The organism is Devosia sp. (assembly GCF_036563435.1).
GTDB lineage: Bacteria > Pseudomonadota > Alphaproteobacteria > Rhizobiales > Devosiaceae > Devosia.
The window spans coordinates 369,331-391,006 of sequence record NZ_DATCMJ010000014.1 but is presented as its reverse complement, the minus strand read 5'-3'; the positions used below and the strand labels follow the sequence as shown (position 1 = coordinate 391,006).

The following is a 21,676-nucleotide window of genomic DNA, read 5'->3' as shown; positions in this document are numbered from 1 at the left end:
GTTTGCTATTGCGAACGATTTGCAACTGCATTAGCTGTTGCTGGGTCTGCCTGGAGTTCTCGATGCATCGTCGTCTTCTGCCCGCTCTCCTGCTGTTCGCTCTTGTATCCTTACTGCCTGCCGCCGCGCAGGAGCGGCTCAAGGTGGTGACCACCTTCACCATCATTGCCGACATGGCCCGCAACCTCGCCGGCGATGCGGCCGAGGTGGTGTCGATCACCAAGCCGGGCGCCGAGATCCACAACTACCAGCCGACGCCGGGCGACCTGATCGCGGCCCAAGATGCCGACCTGATCCTTTGGAACGGGCTCAATCTCGAGCAATGGTTCGAGCAGTTCCTCGCCAATCTGGGCGATGTGCCCTCGGTGGTCGTTACCGATGGCATCGAGCCCATCGGCATCGGCGCCGGACCCTATGAGGGCAAGCCCAATCCCCATGCCTGGATGTCGCCCAGCGATGCGCTGATCTATGTCGAAAACATCCGCAAGGCGTTGGTAGCGGCCGATCCGGCCAATGAGGCGACCTACACGAGCAATGCCGAGGCCTATGCCGCGGCCATCACGGCCACTGTCGCGCCGACCCGCGCTGCGCTTGATGCCATTCCGGCCGAGCGGCGCTGGCTTGCCAGTTCGGAAGGCGCGTTCAGTTACCTAGCGCGCGATTTCGGGCTCAAAGAGCTCTACCTCTGGCCGATCAATGCCGACCAGCAAGGGACGCCGCAGCAGGTGCGGCAGGTGATCGACCAGGTGCGCGCCAATGCCGTGCCGGCGATCTTTTCGGAATCCACCATTTCCCCCAAGCCCGCCGAGCAGGTGGCGCGCGAAACCGGCATCCGCTATGGCGGCGTGCTTTATGTCGACTCCCTCAGCGAAGCCGACGGGCCGGTGCCAACCTATCTCGATCTCCTGCGGGTGACGACGTCGACGCTGGTGGAAGGGCTGATGCCATGAACAATACCGGCTTTTCCCTTGGCGCAGCCGGTATACAGCGTGCCTCCGGCGACGCGCCGGGCCTTGAGGTCCGCGATATCACCGTTGCCTATCGCAACGGCACCACCGCCATCAAGCATGCCAGCTTTTCCATTCCGCGCGGCTCCATCACCGCGCTGGTGGGGGTGAACGGCTCGGGCAAGTCGACCCTGTTCAAGGCCATCATGGGCTTCGTGCCGCTCTCCGGTGGCTCGGTTGAAATCCTGGGCGTCCAGGGCAAGCAGGCGCTCAAGCGCAATCTCGTCGCCTATGTGCCGCAATCGGAAGACGTCGACTGGAACTTTCCCGTCCTTGTCGAAGACGTGGTGATGATGGGGCGCTATGGCCATATGGGCATGCTGCGCCGCCCGCGCCGGGTCGACCACGACATGGTCACCTCGGCGCTCGAGCGGGTCAACATGCTCCCGTTCCGCAAGCGGCAGATCGGCGAGCTGTCGGGCGGCCAGAAGAAGCGCGTCTTCCTCGCCCGCGCACTGGCGCAGGAGGGGCAGGTCATCCTGCTCGACGAGCCCTTTACCGGCGTCGACGTCAAGACCGAGGATGCCATTGTCGACCTGCTGCGCGCGCTGCGCAGCGAGGGCAAGGTCATGCTGGTCTCGACTCACAATCTCGGTTCCGTGCCCGAATTCTGCGACCGCACCGTTCTGGTCAAGGGGACAGTGCTCGCCTCAGGGCCGACGGAAGAAATCTTCACCCGCGAATGGCTGGAACAGACCTTTGGCGGCGCCCTGCGCCACTTCGTCCTTGCCGGCGCGGGCCTCCATGACGACGACGATCCGCGCCACCTTTCAGTCCTCACCGACGACGAGCGCCCGCTGGTCATGTATGGCGAGAAGGGCAAGATGAGCCACAAGCAGTCCGACCGCGTGGACGAGTGATCCTGCCATGATGGAAACGCTGCTGCTGCCCTTTTCCTATGGCTACATGATCAACGCCATCTGGGTTTCCGCCCTGGTGGGCGGCGTCTGCGCCTTTCTTTCCGCCTATCTCATGCTCAAGGGCTGGTCGCTGATCGGCGACGCCCTCTCCCATTCCATCGTTCCCGGTGTCGCCGGCGCCTATATGCTGGGCCTGCCCTTTTCGGTGGGCGCCTTCTTTTCCGGCGGTCTGGCGGCCGTGGCCATGCTGTTTCTGACCCAGCGCACCAAGCTCAAGGAAGATGCGGTGATCGGGCTGATCTTTACCGCCTTTTTCGGCCTGGGCCTGTTCATGATTTCGCTCTCGCCCACCTCGGTCAACATCCAGACTATCGTTATGGGCAATATCCTCGCGGTCACGCCGGAGGACACGCTGCAGCTGGTGATCATTGCCGCGGTAACGCTCCTTGTCATGCTGTTCATCTGGAAGGACCTGATGGTCACCTTCTTCGATGAATCCCATGCCCGCTCTATCGGGCTCAACCCGCCGCTCCTGCGCGCCGTGTTCTTCACCCTCCTTGCCGCCTGCACCGTTGCCGCCATGCAGACGGTGGGCGCCTTTCTCGTCATCGCCATGGTGGTGACGCCCGGCGCCACCGCCTATCTCCTGTCCGACCGTTTTCCGCGCCTGATCCTGATCGCCATTGCCGTGGGAACGTTGTCCTCGCTCGTTGGCGCCTATCTCAGCTTCTTTCTCGATGGGGCCACCGGCGGGGTGATCGTGGTGCTGCAGACGATCGTCTTCCTCCTCGCCTTCTTCTTTGCCCCCAAGCACGGTATGCTGGCGGCACGGCGCAAGGCCCGGGCGGAGATCGCCGCATGAGCGAGTTCTTTACCTACGCCTTCTGGCCCTTCAGCTTCCCCTTCATGACGCAGGCCATGCTGATCGCCGTCATGGTCGCGGTGCCGACGGCGCTCCTCTCCTGCTTCCTTGTGCTCAAGGGCTGGTCGCTGATGGGCGACGCCATTTCCCATGCTGTGCTGCCTGGCGTGGTGCTGGCCTATATCATCGGCCTGCCGCTCGGCATCGGCGCCTTTGCCGCCGGCATGGGCTGCGCCCTCTCGGTGGGCTTCCTGCGCGAAAACTCGCGCATCAAGGAAGATACGGTGATGGGCGTGGTGTTTTCGGGCCTCTTCGGCCTCGGTATCGTCCTCTACACCTCGATCCAGACCGATGTGCATCTCGACCACATCCTCTTTGGCGATATCCTGGGCGTTTCGGCCGCCGATCTCTGGCAGACGGGCCTCATCGCCCTCGCCGTCAGCTTGATCGTCCTCGCCAAATGGCGGGACCTCCTCCTTTTCACCTTCGATCCGCAGCAGGCCGGGGCCATCGGCCTGCCGGTACGCTGGCTGCACTATGGCTTGCTTGCCCTCCTGTCGCTCACCATCGTCGCCGCGCTGACCGCCGTCGGCATCGTCCTCGTCATCGCCCTTCTCGTTGCCCCCGGCGCCATCGCCTATCTCTGGAGCAAGCGCTTCGCGCCGATGATGGCCATCGCCGTCGCCGTGTCAGTGCTCTGCTCGCTGGGCGGCATCTATCTCAGCTTCTTCGTCGACTCCGCCCCCGCCCCCACCATCGTCCTCCTGATGAGCGCGACTTTTGTCGTGACCTTCGTGGCGACGACGCTGCGGCGGCCGACCGTGGTTGTAACTTAGCGCCGACGCCTCAGTCGGCTCCCTCCCCTTGAGGGGAGGGATCAAGGGTGGGGGTTCTGAGCGCGCCAATACCATCGAGTTCAGCATGGCTCCTGAACCCCCACCCCAACCCCTCCCCTCAAGGGGGAGGGGCTAAGCTCCACCCCACTTATCCCCACCCCCTCTGTCCGGCGGGATACTCCTCCCCACAAGGAGAACCCCATGGACCACACGCCCCGCCTTTCCCTCCCCTTCATCATGCCCAGCCAGGCGCAAAAGCATGTCACGCATAACGAGGCCATCCAGGCGCTCGACGCGCTGGTGCAGCCGGTGGTGGAAAGCCGTGCGATCACCACGCCGCCCGCCCTGCCGCTCGAGGGCGAGGCCTGGCTGGTCCCCGCCGGCGCCACAGGCGTCTGGGCCGGGCACGCCGACGAGATCGCCACTTATCAGTCCGGCGCCTGGCAGTTCCACGATCCGGCGCCGGGCTGGCAGGTCTTCTGCCGCGCCGACCGCACGCTCCATGTGTTCGACGACAGCGCCTGGCGGCCCTTGGCGTCGCTTGGCTCGGGCCTCGATCAGCTGGGCATCCATGCCAGCGCCGACACCACCAACCGCCTCACCGTCGCCTCGGCCGCCAGCCTCTTCACCCATGACGGGCACGGCCACCAGCTCAAGATCAACAAGGCTGGTACCGGCGAAACGGCGAGCCTCCTGTTCCAGAGCAACTGGTCGGGGCGCGCCGAAATGGGCCTCGCCGGTGACGACCAGTGGCGGCTCAAGGTCAGCCCCGACGGTTCCAACTGGCTGGCAGCCCTGAGCGTCGACCCGGCCACGGGCGCCACAACCGTCACAGGCTTGCGCCCCAGCACCGACAACACTGTCCCTCTAGGCGGACCCGGCGCCCGCTGGAGCGCCATCTGGTCCGCCACCGGCACGATCTCGACCTCCGACGCGCGGGAGAAATGCGACATCGCGCCAGCCGATCTCGGCCTCGACTTTATCCTCGCACTGGAGCCCGTACGCTTCCGCTGGCGCGAGGGCAGTGCCGAAACCCAGTACGGCCTCGTTGCCCAGCAGGTGCAGCGTGCCCTCGGCGGCCGCTCGTTCGGCGGGCATGTGCTGGCCGATCCTGCCGATGCGGCAAGCGGGCAGGGCTTGCGCTACGAGAGCTTCATCGCGCCCATGATTGCGGCCATCCAGGAGCTGGCCACGCGTGTCCGGACGCTGGAAGCGAAAAACCTCAAGCCTTGAGCCCGCGGATCAGCATCTTGATGCTCTTGCGGTAGTCGGCCAGCTCCTCGGGCGCCGCCAGTGCGGCCCGGTCAAACAGGGCGCCGAAAAGATTGGCGAGAACCTCCACCGGCAGGCGCTTGATGGCGCCCGCCTCCATGGCATCGCGCAGCCCGCAGATCAGCGTGTTCTTGCCATGCCGCCCGTCGATGGCGTCGAGTACGTCGCGTCCAAGCACGGCAGGCGCATCCACCAGGAGGATGCGCCGCCGGCCCGGGTCCTGCATGCTGTCGAGAAAGGCGTCGCAACCCGCCATCAGCGCCTTGATCGGCCCCGGTTCGTCGACGCTCTCGGCTGCCCCGTTGATGCGGAGCGCGATCAGCGCATGCTCCTCTTCCACCACCGCGGTGAAGAGGGCCAGCTTGTCGCGGAAATGGTGGTAGAGCGCGCCACGGGTAACGCCCGCCGCCGCAACGATTTCCGGCGTGCCCGTCGCGGCATAGCCCTTGGCCGCAAACAGCGTTCGTGCCGCTGACAGCAATTGCCGCTGCGTCTGCTCCCGCCGCTCACCTTGACTCCGTCGCACTGATGTTACTTGCATACATTCTGCCTGTATGTTAGATGTAAATCATGATACATGCAGTATGTATCCTGAGGCCAGAAGCTGCAAGGAGTTCCCATGCGCACGACGAGCCTATACCCCCTCATCCAGGTCCATGAGGTCGAGAGCACCGCCCGCTTCTATGAAGATGTCCTGGGTTTCACCCGCATCTTCAACAGCGACTGGTATGTGCAGTTGCGCGCCCAGGGCGACCACCCCTTCGAGATAGCGCTGATCGAGCAGGATCACGACACCATTCCCGCCGCCGGCCGCGGCCCCAGTTGCAACGTCATCCTGAGCTTTTACGTCGAAGATGCCGCTGCCGAATACGAGCGTTTGCAGTTACGCGGCGTTACGATGGCCCAGCCGCTGCGTGACGAGATCTTCGGCCAGCGCCACTTCATTGCCGCCGATCCCAACGGCATTCTCCTCGACATCATCACGCCCATCGAACCCGACCCGGCTTTTCTGGCGACGCTCGGCTAACGCAAACATTTCCCCCCACGGTCTGGCGCTGCGACCTCCGCTGCGGTTAGTCTGCGCTACGTAACTCAGGGAGGATGGACGCGCATGACCACCCAGCGTCTCGGTGTCGGCATTATCGGCACCGGCAATATTTCTTCGGCCTATCTGCGGGCCATGCTCGGGCGCGATGGCTTGCCCGGTTTCCCCGTGCTTGACGTCAAGGCGCTGGCCGACATGCGGCCGGAAGCGGCCGAAGCGCGGGCCGCCGAGTTCGGCCTCCGCGCCACCAGCATCGACAATATGCTGGCCGATCCCGAGATCGCGCTCGTGGTCAACCTCACCATCCCGCGCGCCCATGTGGAGGTGGGCCTGCGCGCGCTGGCAGCCGGCAAGCACGTCTATTCGGAAAAGCCCCTCGGCATCAATTTCGCCGAGGGGCGCAAGCTCCTCGATGCCGCCAGGGCCGCAGGCCTCCGTATCGGTTCGGCGCCCGACACGTTCCTGGGCGGTTCGCACCAGGAGGCGCGCCGGGTGGTCGATAGCGGCCAGCTCGGGCAGATCGTGGGCGGCACCGCCTTTTTCCAGTGCCCGGGCCACGAATCCTGGCACCCCGACCCCGCCTTCTATTACGACATTGGCGGCGGGCCGGTGCTCGATATGGGACCCTATTACATTACCGATCTGGTCAATCTCCTGGGCCCGGTGGCACGCGTCTCGGCCATGGCCTCGCGCCTGCGCACTGAGCGCCCCGTCACCTCCGAGCCCAAGAAGGGCGAGATCATGCCGGTCCGGGTCGATACCCATGTCACCGGCGCGCTGGGTTTTGCCAATGGCGCCATCGTCCAGGTCGGCCTCAGCTTCGACGTCGCGGCGCAACGCCACGTGCCGCTCGAACTCTATGGCACCGACGCGACGCTGATCGTCCCTGACCCGAACTTCTTTGGTGGCGAGGTCGAGCTCCGCCAGCGCGGCCGCGACCAGAGCTGGACCCCGGTTCCGGTCACCCAGCCCTACGCCGATGGCAATTACCGTTCGCTGGGCGTTGCCGACATGGCCCAGGCCATCCTCGACAACCGGCCACACCGCGCCAATGGCGATCTGGCGCTCCATGTGCTCGAGGTCATGGAAGCCTTTGAAGTCGCGTCGCGCGAGGGTCGCACGGTAGACATCGTTACGCCGGTCGAGCGGCCGGAACCGCTCGGCCGCGCGCTCTAGCCCCCGGCGCACACTGCCCTCGGGAGTGCTCGGGGGCAGGCGCCGCTACCAGCGCAAGGTCAGCGCGTCGGCATCGTCCTGGTCAAAGAGGACAGTCACTTCGACGTCGCTGGGCGGATCATACTCTCCGCCGATATATTGCCGCTGCAGCACGGTTATCGTCGCATTCTCCTCGTCTGCGCCCACGAAGAGATAGTCGAAGCAATCGTCCTTCTCCTCGATATCACCCTGCCCGTCGCGGATCACCGCCTTGAGGTTATGCAACTCCCGCCCGCCGATGACGCTGCCGTCGCCCCGCCGCGTCGCGCGCACCGAAGGAATCCAGTCGAAGCCGCGCTGGCAGATCATGTCACCTTCGAAAATACCCTGATCGACATAGGCGATGTCGGTCCGCTCATCCCAGGCATTGCCGATTTCGAATACGGCTTCGTCGGCACCAACCTCGAGATAAATGTCGGTCCAGGCGCAGCTGTCGCTGTCGCGGAAGTAGCACCAGCGGGCACTGCCCTCCATCAACTGCTGCACATCGGCGATTCTGACCAGCTTGCCCGCCTTGTAGCGACCAACGAGGTCTTCAGTTCTGCTGTCGAAGGCCAGGGCCGCCGAAGCGGAGGCCAGGGTCACAAGCAATGCGGCAAGCAGCGTCTTCATCGTCATCCCTCCGGTCCGGCGCAGCATAGCACCGCCTCGTCGTGACGAAAGCAAGAAGGCGGATCAGGGTTGACACGCGCAACATATGTAACAAATATAGTTACATGAAACGCTCAAGCCGCCTCTCCCTTGCCCTGCATGCCCTTGTCCATCTCCACAAGCAGCCGGACGAAGCCATTACCTCCACGACCCTTGCCACCTGCCTCATGACCAACCCCGTGGTTGTGCGCCGGGTGCTGGGGGAACTGCGGGAGGCCGGCATCGTTGGCTCCTCCAAAGGGCATGACGGCGGCTGGCGCCTCCTTCGCCCGGCACGCGACATCACCCTGCAGCAGGTCTATGCGGCAATGGGGGAGAGCCTCCTGATCCGCACCGAAAGCGACCCTGGCGACATCGCCTGCGGCATCGTCCGCACCGTCAATTCGGTCATGGGCGATTTTCTCGCCGATGCCGAAGCCCTTCTGGCCGCCCGGCTGGCGCGTGTCTCCCTCGAGGACATCGCCGACCAGGCCAAGCCCAATCCTCTTCACGCCCCTTCTGGAACACATCACCATGGATGACGTCATCATCATCGGCGGCAGCTTTGCCGGTCTCGCCGCCGCGCTCAATCTCGGGCGCGCGCGCCGCAAGGTCACCATTCTCGATACCGGCAGCCCCCGCAACCGCTATGCCAGCAACGCCCACGGCCTTCTCGGCCATGATGGCAAGCCGCCCAGCGAAATCCTCGCTGATGCGCGCCAACAGCTCGAACCCTATGACACGGTGCGCTTCGTCCAGGCGCGCGCCCTCAAGCTCTCCGGGGCACAGGACGATTTCACCGTCGAAACCGATGACGGGGAAAGGCGCAAGGCGCGCCGGCTGCTCCTGAGCTATGGCATTGCCGACCAGTTCCCGCCCATTCCGGGCTTTGCCGAAAGCTGGGGCAAGTCGGTGATCCACTGCCCCTATTGCCACGGCTATGAATATGCCGGCAAAAGCTGGGGCCTCGTCTATTCCACGCCCATGTCGCTCCACGCTACCCTGCTCTATGGCGACTGGACCGACCAGATCACCCTCTTCACCGATGGCCATGACGTACCCGAGATCGAGCGCGGCAAGCTCGACAAGCGCGGGATAAAGGTCGTGGAAGGCAAGGTCGCCTCGATCCAGCACCAGGACGGGCAGCTCTCTTCGGTCACTACCGAAGACGGCAGGGTCACTCCGCTCGACGCGCTCTTTGCCCATCCGCAGATCAAGCCGTCGTCGAATCTCCATGAGCAACTCGGCCTCGAAACGGTGGAAACGCCCTTCGGCATAGCCCTCAAGGTCGACGAAAAGCACAAGACCTCGGTCGACGGCATCTTCGCCGCCGGCGACCTCGCCTCCCCTATGGCCTCCCTCACCATCGCCGCCTATACCGGCGCCATGGCCGGCATCAACGCCCAGCAATCCATGCTGGCTTGAGGCCACCTGCCTGAAGGCCCAGGACCCTCAACTCGTGCGCCTCCCTCCCCCTCGAGGGGGAGGGACCGAGGGTGGGGGTCCCGGCGTCACAACGAGATTCGGAATTGAGGGCCGTCCAGAACCCCCACCCCCCACCCCTCCCCTCAAGGGGGAGGGGAGCCGTCGCTCCACTCCCGTTCCATCGAACCATCGACCCATGCCATCGCCGACATCAACGCCCAGCGATCCCTGCTGGCTTGAGGGCATCTCGCTGAAGGCCGAGAAACCATCGGCTCCTGCGCCTCCCTCCCCCTTGAGGGGAGGGAACGAGGGTGGGGGTTCCGGCGTCACCACGAGATTCGGAATTGGGGATCGTCCAGAACCCCCACCCCCAACCCCTCCCCTCAAGGGGGAGGGGAGCCTTCGCTCCACTCCCGTTCCACCTCACCTCCAACCCTGTCCGCCAACCGCCGCACCCGCCCTTGCCTGAACCTTAGAACCATTCTAATCTTCAGCTTAGAACCATTCCAAGGTACAGCCATGCTCTCCTTTCTCCCCGACAGCCGTCGCGCCTTTTCCAGTCTGTCCGAGCGGGAGATTCTGTCGCTCGCCATCGCGGCGGAAGAAGAGGATGGCCGCATCTATTCCGCCTTCGCCACCGCGCTGGCCGAAACCTATCCCGGCTCGGCCGCCCTCTTTGAAGGCATGGCCGCCGAAGAAGACGAGCACCGGCGCCGCCTCCTCGACCTCTATGTCGCCCGTTTCGGCACCCGGCTCGTCCCCATCCGGCGCGAGCATGTGAAGGGCTTTCTCACCCGCAAGCCGGTCTGGCTCCTTAAGACGCTGTCGCTTGAAACCGTGCGCCAGCAGGTTTGGGAAATGGAGGAGGGCGCCTATCGCTTCTATATGGAAGCGGCCAAGCAGGTGACCGACGCCCCCATCCGCAAGCTTCTGGGCGACCTTGCCGCGCAGGAGCGCAAGCATGCCGACGCCGCCGACGGCATCGACGCCCTCCAGCTGGGTGCCGAGGGCCGCGACACCGAAAAGGCCGCCTCGCATCGCCAGTTCGTCCTCACCTATGTGCAGCCGGGCCTTGCAGGGCTGATGGATGGCTCGGTTTCGACCCTGGCTCCGGTCTTTGCCGCCGCCTTTGCCACTGGTGACACGCACCAGACCTTTCTGGTGGGCCTTGCCGCCGCCATCGGCGCCGGCATTTCCATGGGTTTCACCGAGGCGGCCTCCGACGATGGCAAGCTTACCGGCCGCGGCTCACCCCTGAAGCGGGGCCTGGCCGCGGGCATCATGACGGCCCTGGGTGGCCTCGGCCATGCCCTGCCCTACCTTATCGCCGACTTCACCCTCGCCACCACCGTGGCCGTGGTCGTCGTCCTCCTCGAACTCTGGGCCATCGCCTTTATCCAGAACCGCTACATGCAGACCCCGTTCTGGCGCGCCGTCCTCCAGGTCGTCCTCGGCGGCTCCCTCGTCTTCGCCGCCGGTATCCTCATCGGCAGCGCTTAACTGTAAGCCGCCCCGATCAGCGTTGCGGCCTTGGAGCCGATAGCCATGGCCGGGGCATTGGTGTTGCCCGAGACGATGGCCGGCATGATCGAGCAGTCGATGACCCTGAGACCATCGACGCCGCGCACGCGCAGTTCCGGGTCAACCACGGCGGAGGGGTCGCCGCCCGCGCCCATGCGCAACGTGCCCACCGGGTGGTAGTTGGTCTTAACCGTCTGCCCGCAATAGCGCTCCAGCGCTTGCGGGTCGTTCATCACCTGCGCGCCGGGCAGGAGTTCCTCGGCGATCTTGCCCCGGAACGGTTCGGTTTCGAGCAGTTTGCGCGCCGTTGCCAGCGCCTTGACCGTCAGCCGCAGGTCATCGGGATCGCCGAAGAAATTGCAGTCGACCAGCGGCTGCGCTGCCGGATCGGCGGAGCGGAGTTTGACCGAGCCACGCGCCCTGGGGCGAAGCAGGCATGAGGTAAAGGTCACGCCCCAGGTCGGCTTGGCGGCGCTGACATCGCGGTCGAGATAAACGATGGGCGCGCAATAGAGCTGGATGGTCGGCCGCTCACCGCCATCGGGATCGAAGAACAGGCAGGCCTCGATGCCGGTCGTGGTCACCGGCCCCGAGTTGAACAGCAGATACTGGAGCCCATTGCGCAGCATGTTCCAGCCCCGGTCCTGGCCGAAATAGCCCGACGGACCCCTGGTGGTGGCGATCACCGGCACTTCGTGGTGGTCCTGGAGGTTCTGCCCCACGCCGGCTATGTCGGCGACGACGTCGATGCCGTGCTCGCGCAGATGCGCCGCCGGTCCGATGCCGCTCAGCATCATCAGCTTGGCGCTGTTATAGGTGCCCGCCGCCACCAGCACTTCCCGCCCGGCGCGCACTTCATGGGTTGTGCCATCCTTGCTGTAACGAACGCCAACGGCGCGGCCCGCCTCCACCACAATCTGGTCGACCCGCGCATCGGTGATCACCGTCAGCCGCCGATCCCCCGCCAGCGGATCGAGAAACGCGGTCTTCCCGTCAGAGCGCTCCCGGTAGCGCCCCCACTGCCCATAGGTGTGCTGCATGATGCCGACGCCGTTCTGGCGCGCACCGTTGAAATCGGGATTGAACGGGTGCCCCAGCCCTTGGGCTGCCAGGAGGAAATCCTCCGTCGCGGGCGAGACATGCGCCGGTTCCGACACGCGCAGCGCGCCACCCATGCCGTGGTATTCGTTATTGAACCGCGCATTGCTTTCCATCGCGGTAAAATGGGGCAGCATGTCCGCGTAGGACCACTCACCCCCATTCCCCAGCCCCGCCGCCCAGCCGTCATAATCCTCGCGCTGGCCGCGCATATAGACCATGGCGTTGACCGCGCTGCCGCCGCCCAGCACCTTGCCCACCGGCACGATCGGGGCGCGGCCGCCCAGCTGTGGCTGCGGCACCGTCTGGTGCATTTCAAGGAAAGTGTCGCGCGCCAGGTATTTCATGTAGCCGGCCGGCATGCGCATGATCCGGTTGGTCTGCGCCGGGCCGCGCTCCAGGAGGAGCACCGAGAAGCCGAAGTCGCGCACCAGGCGCATGGCGGCAACCGTTGCCGCCGAGCCGCCGCCGGCAATGATGAAGTCGTAGTCTGCCATGTCTCCGCTGCCTCCCCGCAGCGCCCATCAAGGGATCAAGCCTTGTTGCGCTCGCGCGATGCTTCGGCCAGCCGGCGCTTTTCGGCCTTGCGTTCCGCGGCCAGCCGCGCCGCGTCATCGCCCAGATGCGCCAGACCCCGCTGCCGCGCCAGGTCCATCTGCCGCTGCCGTTCAGCCGCCGCCTGGTGCTTGTCGCTTTCGCCCACGCAATGGGGGCACGATACCCCCTCGTGGTAGTCGGGCGAAAGGCGATCCCCTGCCGTCAGCGGATGGCGGCAGGCGCGGCAGAGCGTGGCGTCGCCCTCGACCAGCCCATGGCCCACCGACACCCGCTCGTCGAACACGAAGCACTCGCCGGCAAAGCGGCTCTCCGCCTCGGGCACCACTTCGAGATATTTGAGAATGCCACCTTTCAAGTGAAACACCTCCTCGAAGCCCTGGCTCAGCAGATAGCTCGAGGCCTTTTCGCAGCGGATGCCGCCGGTGCAGAACATGGCCACCTTCTTGTCCCGCTTGGGATCGAGATGCTCGGCCACATAATCCTTGAACTCGGTGAAGCTCTTGGTCGCCGGGTCCAGCGCGCGCTGGAACGTCCCCAGTCCAACTTCATAATCGTTGCGCGTATCGACCAGCACCACGTCGTTGCGCTCGATCAAGGCGTTCCAATCCTCGGGCTCGACATAGGTGCCGACCTGCCTCGCCGGATTTGCCTCGGGCGCGCGCAGGGTCACAATCTCGGACTTGAGCCGCACCTTCATGCGGAGGAACGGCATGTCGCTGGCCGTCGAATACTTGACCTCGGCGCCGGCCAGGCGCCCGCCGAACAGCGCGCCTTTGAACAAGAACTCGGCCAGTGCGTCGATCGCCTCCCCGGTGCCCGCCACCGTGCCGTTGATGCCTTCTGGCGCCAGGATCAGCGTGCCCCGGATGTCGCGTGCACAGCAGAATTTTGCTAGCTCCGGCTGGATCGCTTCGGCATCGGGCAAGTCGGCGAATTTATAGATCGCCATCACCTTGTATGGCAGCTGGCTCTGGGGCAGATTGCGGGTCATAGCGGATTCTTGCGGGCTCATCGGCCCGCTCATACCATTCGCGGCGCCGAGCGTCACGCGCCGCCAAATCGCAAATCTTTGGGAGACAACCATGACCTATCGGGCCGATACGTCGCGCTACGACACGATGCAATACCGCCGCTCGGGCCGCTCCGGCCTCAAGCTCCCGGTGGTCAGCCTCGGCCTCTGGCAGAATTTCGGCGGCACGCGCGACTATCCCTCGGCCATGGAAATCCTGGGCTATGCCTTTGACCAGGGCATCACCCACTTCGACCTCGCCAACAATTACGGCCCGCCCGCCGGCGCCTCCGAAGAGCTGTTCGGCCAGGTCATGGCGCGCGACTTCCGCCCCTATCGCGACGAGCTGATCATTTCCACCAAGGCGGGCTACACGATGTGGCCCGGCCCCTATGGCGATTTCGGATCGCGTAAGTATCTGCTGGCCAGCCTCGACCAGTCGCTCCAACGCATGGGGCTCGACTATGTCGACATCTTTTATTCCCACCGCTTCGATCCCGAAACGCCGCTCGAGGAAACCATGGGGGCGCTCGCCCATGCCGTCCGCTCGGGCAAGGCGCTCTATGTTGGCATCTCTTCCTATCCGGAAAAGGAAACCCGCGAGGCCTACCGGATCCTTACGGAAATGGGCGTCGCCACCACCATCCATCAGCCCAGCTATTCCATGATCAACCGCTGGATCGAAAATGACGGGACGATCGACGCCTGCGGCGAACTGGGGATCGGCATGATCGCCTTCTCGCCGCTGGCGCAGGGCGTCCTTTCCGGCAAGTATAATGCCGGCGGCACGGAGGGGACGCGCGGCGGCAATCCGAACGGCACGTTGCGCGCCAGCCATATCGAGCCACGCGTCCTCGCGGCAGTCGAGAAAGTGGGCGAGATCGCCCGCGCCCGCGGCCAGTCCATGGTGCAGCTGGCACTGAGCTGGGTGCTGCGGCGGCCGGAAATGACCTCGGCGCTGATCGGGGTTCGCAATCTCGATCAGCTCAATGACAATCTGGGCGTCCTCAATAACCTCGAGCTTTCCGCAGAAGAGATTGCCGCCATTGACGCGGCGACTGCTGAGGGGCAAATGGATCTGCATCCACGTCCCAGTGGCTGGCTGCGCTAGAGCAGTATTCGCCTGTCTACGTAGTTCCACTTATATAACAAAAAACTGATCTCCCGATGGTAAAAATACGTTAACCATCGGGTCTTCTGTCGGGCACGAACTTGTTGCTTATGCGTTGGCCCTCCACTTGGTTCAAGGAGTGGACAATGCATAAGACTTCTTACATTTCTGCAGCAGCTCTGGCCGCCGCGCTTCTCTCGGGCACCCAGCTCAGCCACGCGCAGGGTCTTGGACTTGACGTCAATCTGGGCGGCGACAGCGGCATCGGCGTCGACGTGAACGTTGGCGGCGAAGGCGGCCTCGTGGATGCCGGCGTCCATGTCGGCGGCGACGACGGCATCAATGTCGATGCCGGCGTGGGCAGCAGCGACGGCTCCCTGGTCGATGTCGGCGTCGGTGCAGGCAGTTCCGGCTCTTCGAGCAACCTGGTGGATGTCGATGTCGGCGGCTCGACCGACTCCAGCAATGGCAGCCTCCTTGACGTCGATGTGGGCACCACGGGCGCCATCGGCCCCAATGGCGGCAGCCTGATCGACCTTGACGTGCTCAACAACACCAATACCGGCTCAGCCGGCGGCAATCTGGTCGACGTCAATGTCGGTTCAACCGCTCCGGCCCCCTCCTCCTCTTCCGGCTCGCAGCTGATCACCGGCAATGTGCGCATTGCCGCCCTGCCGGGTGGCGAACCGCGCCTGACCGCGCTGCTGGACCTGGTCAACAATCCCCATCTGGCCGATATTGACCTCGACGCTACGATCGATGACCGCAGCGTCTCGATCAGCAGCGTTGCCGATCTTCTCGGCACCGAGGAACTCGCCACGCTCCAAGCCGAGCTGGAGCTGGGCGGCGAAGGCCGCACCGAGCTGCTCGACGCCCTGGGCGACAGCAGCATTCTGAACGCGATCCTCGGCAATGAGGGCATCGCCCTTGAGGACGTGATCGCCCTGCAGATCGCCGAGAACGGCGCCACCGAGGTGCTGGTTCTTGAGGACACGGTGCGGCTGGCCCTGCTCGGTGACAACGGCAACTTGGCCGATCTCACCGCCGAGGATTTGGCGACCCTCGACATCGACCTCCTCAGCGACGAGGAATTGGCCGAGATCAACCTCGACCTTTTGCCCGAGGCCCTGCGCACCGACGCACAGCTGCGCCTCCTGGGCAGCGACGATCCAGCGCTGGTTGCCGGCCTTGGTGACCTGGCCGATCTCGACATCGAAGCCTTGAGCGACGAGCAGCTGGCCGAAATCAATCTCGACCTCCTGCCGGAAGACCTCAGGCAAGAGGTGCAGATCCGCCTCGGCGGCGACAACGGCAACCTCGCCGATGCCGAAATCGGCGAACTGGCTGATGTGGACCTCGATGTGCTGAGCAACGAGGAGCTTGCCGAGCTCGACCTCGATCTCCTCCCGCCTGCACAGCAGACGCGCGCCACCCTGCGGCTCCTGGCCGACGACGGCAACCTCGCCGATGTCAGCGTCGACGACCTGGCCAATATCGATCTCGATCTCCTGAGCCGGGACGAGCTCGCCGAGATTGACGTCGACCTGTTGCCTGACGAACTTGCCACTGCCATCGAAGTTCGCCTCCTTGCCGACGACGGCACGCTGGCCGATGTCAGCGTTGCCGACCTGGCAGACGTCAATATCGGTCTTGGTGCCGGTGATGGCACCGGTGGCACGGACGGCGGCACTGGAACCGGTGGCACCGGCGGGACTGGCGGCACAGGCGGCACAGGCGGTGGGACCGGCGGCACCGGCGGTACGGGTGGTGATACCGGCGGCAGCGGAACAGGCGGCTCAGGCACCGGTGGAACCGGTGGTAGCGGCACCGGAACCAACACCGGCGGCGGCACTGACGGCGCTGGCGGCACTAGCGGCTCCGGTAGCGGCGGCTCGGACGTGGCCGTTAACACCGATGGCACGGCGGGTGCTGCAGCCGGCGCCGCGGCTTCTGGTCAGGCCGGAACCGGCCTCATCATCGCCGAGCTCGACTGCGATATCGGCATCCTGGCCCTGGCCAATGGCGAAACGGTGACCCCTGCTTCCATTGCCCAGGCCAGCAGCCTGGAACTGGTGCGCATCGATGGCTGCGAACGCAACCTCATCGATCCGCAAGCATCCACCATCCAGTCGGCCATTGAAAACAACAATGCCATCTCGGGCGTTCTGGAGGATGCAGCCATCCCAGTGGACGAGGTGATCGGTGCCACCATCCAGGGTGGTACGCTGACGCTGTTCGTGGCTCCAACCGTCAGCTGACGCCTCGCGCTTCAGCGGCAAATATCGAAGGTGGCCCGGCAATGTGCCGGGCCATTGTTATTTGGCGCGGCTCTGGTGGACATAACCCTCGGCGCTGGCAGGGACCTCGGCCCGCAGCCATTCGCGAAACAGGCGCAGCTTGCGCGTTTCGCGCCGCCCCTGCGCCGTCACCAGAAAATAACCCTGCGGCCCCTCCACCGGATGGTTGAAGGGCCGCACCAGTCGCCCGTCGCTCACCGCATCGGCGCTCATCATGTCGGCGGCCATCAGCACGCCCTGCTCCGAAATCGCCGCATCCACCGCCAGCGAGGCATCCGAATAGGTGGGGCCCGTGAGCCTGATGGCGGCATCGAGACCCACCTCGGCACGCCAGGCATCCCAGCTTAGCATCGTGGTTTCGTCCTGGATCACCGGCACGCGGGCGAGGTCTTCCGGCCTGCGGAGGAGCTTGGCCACCGGTGGCGCGCAAACCGGCTGGTAAGCCCGGCCGCCGATCAGCTCGGCATTGAGCCCGGGCCACTCGCCCCTGCCATAGCGTATGCCGCAATCGAGGTCGGGCCGCGTCAGGTCCAGCATGGTCCCGGTCACGTTGAGCCGCACCTCGATATCGGGGTGGAGCGCCGTGAACTTGTTGATGCGCCAGATCAGCCAGCGCGAGGCGAACACGCTGCCCACCGTCAGGTTCAGCGTGCCCTCGTCGGTGCCCCTGAGGCCCGCCAGCCCATCCTGGAGGGCACTGAAGCCGGCGGTCAGTTGCGGCAGCACGGCCTTGAGCGCCGGCAGCGGTCGCAAACCGGAGGGCGTTCGCTCGAACAGTTCGATCCCCAGCCGCTCCTCGGCCCGGCGCAGATGCTGGCTGACCGCCCCGACGGTGACGCCGAGCTCCTCGGCTGCGGGCGCCAGGGCACCCCGGCGTGCCACGATCTCTATGGCGCGCAGGGCATTGAGCGGAATGGGAAAGGGTGAGGCCATATAGATTTTCTACAATGGCGCTGCGACCTTGTCCATTGTGGCACCTTGCAGGCAGGCGCATAGATGAGGTGTACCGCAATCACACCCCGAAAGGAGGGTCACAAAATGTCTAGTCTCATCGGCATCATCTCCCGCCTTGTCGCCCAGCTCTTCCGCAGCGAGCGTCCCACGCTTGCCCCCGAGGACATGAGCCTGCGCGACTGGGCGGACCTGCCAGCACACCATCCGGTTTCAGACCACGCGCCGTGCTGAAGCCACAATCGGGCCTTTGAAGAGGGAGAACGCAAGAAAACTGCCCTTCAAGGAGCACCCGATGACCCGATCCCTCGCCGCGCTGGCCGCCTTTGCCCTGCTTTCCAGTGTCGCCGTGGCCCAGGAAGCGGCGCCGGCCGCGCCCGCCGCCTCGGCCGATATCGTCGTCGACCCGGCCGCAACCCGCCCCGTCAATCCCAAGCAGACCGACATGCTGACCGGCTTCTATGCCACGCAGGCCGTTATCGAGATCTGCGCCGTCGAACTGGAACAAGGTGTCCGCGACGGCATGGCCGCCGACCGCCAGCGCCTCGAAACCGCGCTGGGCATGGACGCCGCCACCGCCAGCTCTGCCTTTGACCGCGTCAAGGCCGACGTCGAAACCACCTCCCCCGACTGCGCCGAAGGCAGCCCCGACCGCATCGGCGTCGACGCCGTCACCGCCATCTACAAGGCCCAGGCCACAGCACCAGCGGCTGCAGCACCTGCCGCCGCTGCGCCTGCCGCCGCCGCAGCGCCCGCGGCACAATAAAGTTCACTGTACTCGCAGTCGACTTCCCTCCCCCTTGCGGGGAGGGAAGCGAGATAGGACTTAGCTCTTCGCTAAGTCCGTCATCGAGCAGGGTGGGGGGCGAGAGCCCCAATGTACCGGGCTAAACCTCCCCCAACCTTGATCCCTCCCCGCAAGGGGGACGGAGTCGACTTAAAACTCCTCCCCTACTCACAAATCCGCGCCGCGCAGCTCTCGCCATGGCACCCCATGTCGAGATGAAGGTGATCGGCGTGCTCCGCATTCGCCTCCGGCCCGAGCACGGTCATGAAGCCCGAACAGGCCGCATCATGGGCCAGCCGCAGCAGCCGTCCCGCCGGCGCCCCGGCATCGGGCCAGCCACTCTCGACCGCCACCCGCTGCCCGTCCTCGAGGGTAAAGCCCACCACATCCACGGCATTGGCGAAACTGTGCTCCGACAGCCGGTCCGCCGCACCGCCCCGCGTCGCGCGGCACATATAGCTGGTGCCGGTCTCGACCGTCGCCAACCGGCTGCCCAGCGCCGCCTCGGCATAGCCGTCCACAGTCTCCAGCCATTCGGGCAGTTGCGTCGCCAGCTGGCAATTGGTGGTCACCGGCGCCGATAGCGGCACCATGCGGCCATGGCTCAGCACCGCCGTCACCACTAGCGGCGAGCGTTCGCCGCACACACCATCGCTCAGCGGCGGCGCCATTTCGGCTTCCACCAGCCCCATCACCACCGCCGGGCACGCCGCCTGGTAGACGCGGTCGCCATCCTCCACCGCCACCTCCTTCTCCTCCGCGGGCGCCGCAACGCCGGGCACCACCGGCACGTCGGGCGGCCGCGGTCGCGGCACCGGCGCCGCCTCCTCCTCGTCCGGCGGGGCCGTGAACTGGTCCACCAGGTCATCGAGCGGCTTCAGCAAATCCTGCGCCTGCGCCGGGCCGGCCAGCAGCAGGGGGAGGAGGGCGATCGAGGTCAAGAGCGTGCGCATGCCGCTACAATGCCCGAACACGGCAAAAGACCCCACCCTGCGCGCCCTTAACCCGTCGGAAACCATCTTTCTCACCCCCACCGCATCTGATATCAGCGCCGCATGACAACGCCGCTTTCCCACATCCGCAACTTTTCCATCGTGGCCCACATCGACCATGGCAAGTCCACCCTGGCCGATCGGCTGATCCAGACCACGGGCGGGCTCGACCTGCGCGAGATGAAGGAGCAGGTGCTCGATTCGATGGATATCGAGCGCGAACGCGGCATCACCATTAAGGCGCAGACCGTGCGCCTCAACTACAAGGCGCAGGACGGGGAGACCTACGTCCTTAACCTCATCGACACGCCTGGCCATGTCGACTTCGCCTATGAAGTCTCCCGGAGCATGGCGGCCGTCGAAGGTTCGCTCCTTGTGGTCGACGCCTCGCAGGGCGTCGAAGCGCAGACGCTGGCCAATGTCTACCACGCGCTCGACGCCAATCACGAGATCGTCCCCGTCCTCAACAAGGTCGACCTCCCCGCTGCCGACATTCCGCGCGTCAAAACCCAGATCGAGGACGTGATCGGCATCGACGCCTCGGAAGCGGTGGAAATCTCGGCCAAGACCGGCCTCAATATCGAGGGCGTGCTGGAGGCAATCGTCCACCGCCTGCCCGCCCCCAAGGGCGAGATCGACGCGCCGCTCAAGGCCCTGCTCGTCGATTCCTGGTACGACACTTATCTCGGCGTCGTGGTCCTCGTCCGCATCATCGATGGCGTGATGAAAAAGGGCCAGAAGATCCGCATGATGGCCTCGGGCGCCGTCTACGAGCTCGACCGCGTCGCCGTGCAGACGCCCAAGCTCGTCGAAGTCAAGGAACTCACCCCCGGCGAGCTCGGCGTCTTTACCGCCTCGATCAAGGAAGTGGCCGATACCAATGTCGGCGACACCATCACCGAGGACAAAAAGCCCACCGCCGCCGCCCTGCCCGGCTTCCGCCCGGCCCAGCCGGTGGTGTTCTGCGGCCTCTTCCCCGTGGACGCCTCCGATTTCGACGAACTGCGCGCCGCCATGGGCAAACTCCGCCTCAACGACGCCTCGTTCTCCTTCGAAATGGAAACCAGCGCTGCATTGGGCTTCGGCTTCCGCTGCGGCTTTCTGGGCTTGCTCCATCTCGAAATCATCCAGGAGCGCCTGTCGCGCGAGTTCGACCTGGACCTCATCGCCACAGCCCCTTCGGTGGTCTACGAGGTGCTGCTCACCAATGGCGAGACCATCCACCTCCACAATCCGGCCGACCTGCCGGACGTGATGAAGATCGAGGAAATCCGCGAGCCCTGGATCAAGGCGACCATCCTCACGCCCGACGAATATCTGGGCGCGATCCTCAAGCTCTGCCAAGACCGCCGCGGCATCCAGCGGAATCTGAGCTATGTCGGCCAGCGCGCCATGGTGGAATATGACCTGCCGCTCAACGAGGTCGTGTTCGATTTCTATGACCGGCTGAAGTCCATTTCCAAGGGTTACGCGAGCTTCGACTACCATCTCGACGAGCACCGCGCCGGCGACCTGGTCAAGCTCTCGATCCTGGTCAATGCCGAACCCGTCGACGCCCTCTCCATGCTGGTGCACCGCACGGTGGCGGAATCGCGCGGCCGCGTCATGTGCGAAAAGCTCAAGGAGCTGATCCCGCCCCATCTCTTCGTGATCCCGATCCAGGCCGCCATCGGCGGCAAGATCATCGCCCGCGAGACCGTCCGCGCCATGCGCAAGGACGTGACCGCCAAGTGCTATGGCGGCGACGCGACGCGCAAACGCAAGCTCCTGGAAAAGCAGAAAGCCGGCAAGAAGCGCATGCGCCAGTTCGGCAGCGTCGAGATCCCGCAAGAGGCGTTCATCAAGGCGCTGAAGATGGGGGACGACTAAGCGATTGGCGCAAGCGCCAAACCGGCGCGCCAGTGGCGCGACGGTAGTTTAGTCGCCGGGTCGCTGCCGCAGGCAGCGGGCACCCGGTGAACGCGCCCCAGGCACAATCCCCTCTTCACCTCTCCCTTCGGGGGAGAGGTCGGCGCGCAGCGCCGGATGAGGCGGCCTTCTCCACACACCCCCACCCACCCTCCCCATGACGGGGGAGGAGCCGATCCTGCCCGTGGCACCATCTCGCCCACCCACCGACCGAACTCCTCCCCCTTACCAGGGGGAGGCGGGGTGGGGGCTCCGAGCCGTCCCGCAGGGAAGACCGCTCCTGTGGAGCGAT

At 65.2% G+C, this 21,676-nt stretch carries 21 protein-coding genes; 15 read left to right on the top strand and 6 right to left on the bottom strand.

From position 1 onward, the window contains the following. Positions 1–62 precede the first annotated feature (62 nt). The 5 genes from VIL88_RS10175 to VIL88_RS10155 all read left to right on the top strand — a co-directional run bounded on the left by VIL88_RS10175 (position 63) and on the right by VIL88_RS10155 (position 4,798). Positions 63–950 (top strand): metal ABC transporter substrate-binding protein, encoded by an 888-nt coding sequence (locus VIL88_RS10175; protein WP_331988379.1) that lies wholly within the window; start codon positions 63–65, stop codon positions 948–950. Beyond that, on the top strand, positions 947–1,867 hold the full coding sequence (locus VIL88_RS10170) for a manganese/iron ABC transporter ATP-binding protein (protein ID WP_331988377.1): 921 nt from the start codon (positions 947–949) through the stop codon (positions 1,865–1,867). Before VIL88_RS10175 ends, VIL88_RS10170 begins: the two co-directional genes overlap by 4 nt. 7 nt (positions 1,868–1,874) lie before the next feature. After that, positions 1,875–2,729: a metal ABC transporter permease gene (locus VIL88_RS10165; RefSeq protein WP_331988375.1), complete on the top strand. Its 855-nt coding sequence runs from the start codon at positions 1,875–1,877 to the stop codon at positions 2,727–2,729. After that, positions 2,726–3,565, top strand: a complete 840-nt coding sequence (locus VIL88_RS10160; protein WP_331988373.1) for a metal ABC transporter permease — start codon at positions 2,726–2,728, stop codon at positions 3,563–3,565. The genes VIL88_RS10165 and VIL88_RS10160 overlap by 4 nt, the downstream gene beginning before the upstream one ends. Positions 3,566–3,766: 201 nt before the next feature. Beyond that, entirely contained in the window at positions 3,767–4,798 is a 1,032-nt protein-coding gene (locus VIL88_RS10155; RefSeq protein WP_331988371.1) for a DUF2793 domain-containing protein, read from the top strand. Here the strand turns inward: VIL88_RS10155 and VIL88_RS10150 are convergent. Next, positions 4,788–5,378 carry a TetR/AcrR family transcriptional regulator gene (locus tag VIL88_RS10150; RefSeq protein WP_414650125.1) on the bottom strand — a complete coding sequence of 197 codons (591 nt, stop codon included), beginning with the start codon at positions 5,376–5,378 and terminating at the stop codon, positions 4,788–4,790. The genes VIL88_RS10155 and VIL88_RS10150 overlap by 11 nt on opposite strands. A gap of 78 nt (positions 5,379–5,456) precedes the next feature. On the opposite strand from VIL88_RS10150, the gene VIL88_RS10145 reads away from it, so the two are divergent. Together VIL88_RS10145 and VIL88_RS10140 are read left to right on the top strand one after the other, a co-directional pair. Further along, complete coding sequence (locus VIL88_RS10145; protein WP_331988367.1) at positions 5,457–5,864, top strand: VOC family protein; 408 nt, start codon at positions 5,457–5,459, stop codon at positions 5,862–5,864. Positions 5,865–5,948: 84 nt separating this feature from the next. Then, positions 5,949–7,058: a Gfo/Idh/MocA family oxidoreductase gene (locus VIL88_RS10140; protein ID WP_331988365.1), complete on the top strand. Its 1,110-nt coding sequence runs from the start codon at positions 5,949–5,951 to the stop codon at positions 7,056–7,058. A gap of 45 nt (positions 7,059–7,103) precedes the next feature. Here VIL88_RS10140 and VIL88_RS10135 read toward each other — a convergent pair whose 3' ends face one another. Beyond that, positions 7,104–7,709 (bottom strand): hypothetical protein, encoded by a 606-nt coding sequence (locus tag VIL88_RS10135; protein ID WP_331988363.1) that lies wholly within the window; start codon positions 7,707–7,709, stop codon positions 7,104–7,106. Between the two features lie 104 nt (positions 7,710–7,813). Here VIL88_RS10135 and VIL88_RS10130 point away from each other — a divergent pair, with 104 nt between their 5' ends. The 3 genes from VIL88_RS10130 to mbfA all read left to right on the top strand — a co-directional run bounded on the left by VIL88_RS10130 (position 7,814) and on the right by mbfA (position 10,652). Beyond that, entirely contained in the window at positions 7,814–8,269 is a 456-nt protein-coding gene (locus VIL88_RS10130) for an Rrf2 family transcriptional regulator (RefSeq protein ID WP_331988361.1), read from the top strand. Beyond that, entirely contained in the window at positions 8,262–9,152 is an 891-nt protein-coding gene (locus tag VIL88_RS10125) for an NAD(P)/FAD-dependent oxidoreductase (RefSeq protein WP_331988359.1), read from the top strand. The genes VIL88_RS10130 and VIL88_RS10125 overlap by 8 nt, the downstream gene beginning before the upstream one ends. Positions 9,153–9,671: 519 nt before the next feature. Continuing rightward, on the top strand, positions 9,672–10,652 hold the full coding sequence (mbfA, locus tag VIL88_RS10120; protein WP_331988357.1) for an iron exporter MbfA: 981 nt from the start codon (positions 9,672–9,674) through the stop codon (positions 10,650–10,652). On the opposite strand, the gene VIL88_RS10115 is transcribed toward mbfA, so the two are convergent. Beyond that, the gene (locus VIL88_RS10115; RefSeq protein ID WP_331988355.1) at positions 10,649–12,268 is read right to left on the bottom strand and encodes a GMC family oxidoreductase; all 1,620 of its coding nucleotides are present in this window, start codon (positions 12,266–12,268) and stop codon (positions 10,649–10,651) included. The genes mbfA and VIL88_RS10115 overlap by 4 nt on opposite strands. 35 nt (positions 12,269–12,303) lie before the next feature. Then, entirely contained in the window at positions 12,304–13,320 is a 1,017-nt protein-coding gene (locus VIL88_RS10110) for a rhodanese-related sulfurtransferase (protein WP_331988353.1), read from the bottom strand. 91 nt (positions 13,321–13,411) lie between these two features. On the opposite strand from VIL88_RS10110, the gene VIL88_RS10105 reads away from it, so the two are divergent. Together VIL88_RS10105 and VIL88_RS10100 are read left to right on the top strand one after the other, a co-directional pair. Beyond that, positions 13,412–14,449, top strand: a complete 1,038-nt coding sequence (locus tag VIL88_RS10105) for an aldo/keto reductase (protein WP_331988351.1) — start codon at positions 13,412–13,414, stop codon at positions 14,447–14,449. A 146-nt stretch (positions 14,450–14,595) separates the two neighbouring features. Continuing rightward, complete coding sequence (locus tag VIL88_RS10100; protein WP_331988349.1) at positions 14,596–16,707, top strand: hypothetical protein; 2,112 nt, start codon at positions 14,596–14,598, stop codon at positions 16,705–16,707. A gap of 57 nt (positions 16,708–16,764) precedes the next feature. Here VIL88_RS10100 and VIL88_RS10095 read toward each other — a convergent pair whose 3' ends face one another. Then, on the bottom strand, positions 16,765–17,679 hold the full coding sequence (locus VIL88_RS10095) for a LysR substrate-binding domain-containing protein (RefSeq protein WP_331988347.1): 915 nt from the start codon (positions 17,677–17,679) through the stop codon (positions 16,765–16,767). Positions 17,680–17,784: 105 nt separating this feature from the next. On the opposite strand from VIL88_RS10095, the gene VIL88_RS10090 reads away from it, so the two are divergent. Then, a complete protein-coding gene (locus tag VIL88_RS10090; RefSeq protein WP_331988345.1) occupies positions 17,785–17,931 on the top strand; it encodes a hypothetical protein in 147 nt (48 codons plus the stop codon). Between the two features lie 61 nt (positions 17,932–17,992). Then, positions 17,993–18,463 (top strand): hypothetical protein, encoded by a 471-nt coding sequence (locus VIL88_RS10085; protein ID WP_331988343.1) that lies wholly within the window; start codon positions 17,993–17,995, stop codon positions 18,461–18,463. A 185-nt stretch (positions 18,464–18,648) separates the two neighbouring features. On the opposite strand, the gene VIL88_RS10080 is transcribed toward VIL88_RS10085, so the two are convergent. Then, positions 18,649–19,458 (bottom strand): extensin family protein, encoded by an 810-nt coding sequence (locus VIL88_RS10080; protein WP_331988341.1) that lies wholly within the window; start codon positions 19,456–19,458, stop codon positions 18,649–18,651. An 81-nt stretch (positions 19,459–19,539) separates the two neighbouring features. Between VIL88_RS10080 and lepA the strand changes: the two genes are divergently transcribed. After that, positions 19,540–21,345: a translation elongation factor 4 gene (lepA, locus tag VIL88_RS10075; RefSeq protein ID WP_331988339.1), complete on the top strand. Its 1,806-nt coding sequence runs from the start codon at positions 19,540–19,542 to the stop codon at positions 21,343–21,345. Positions 21,346–21,676 lie beyond the last annotated feature (331 nt).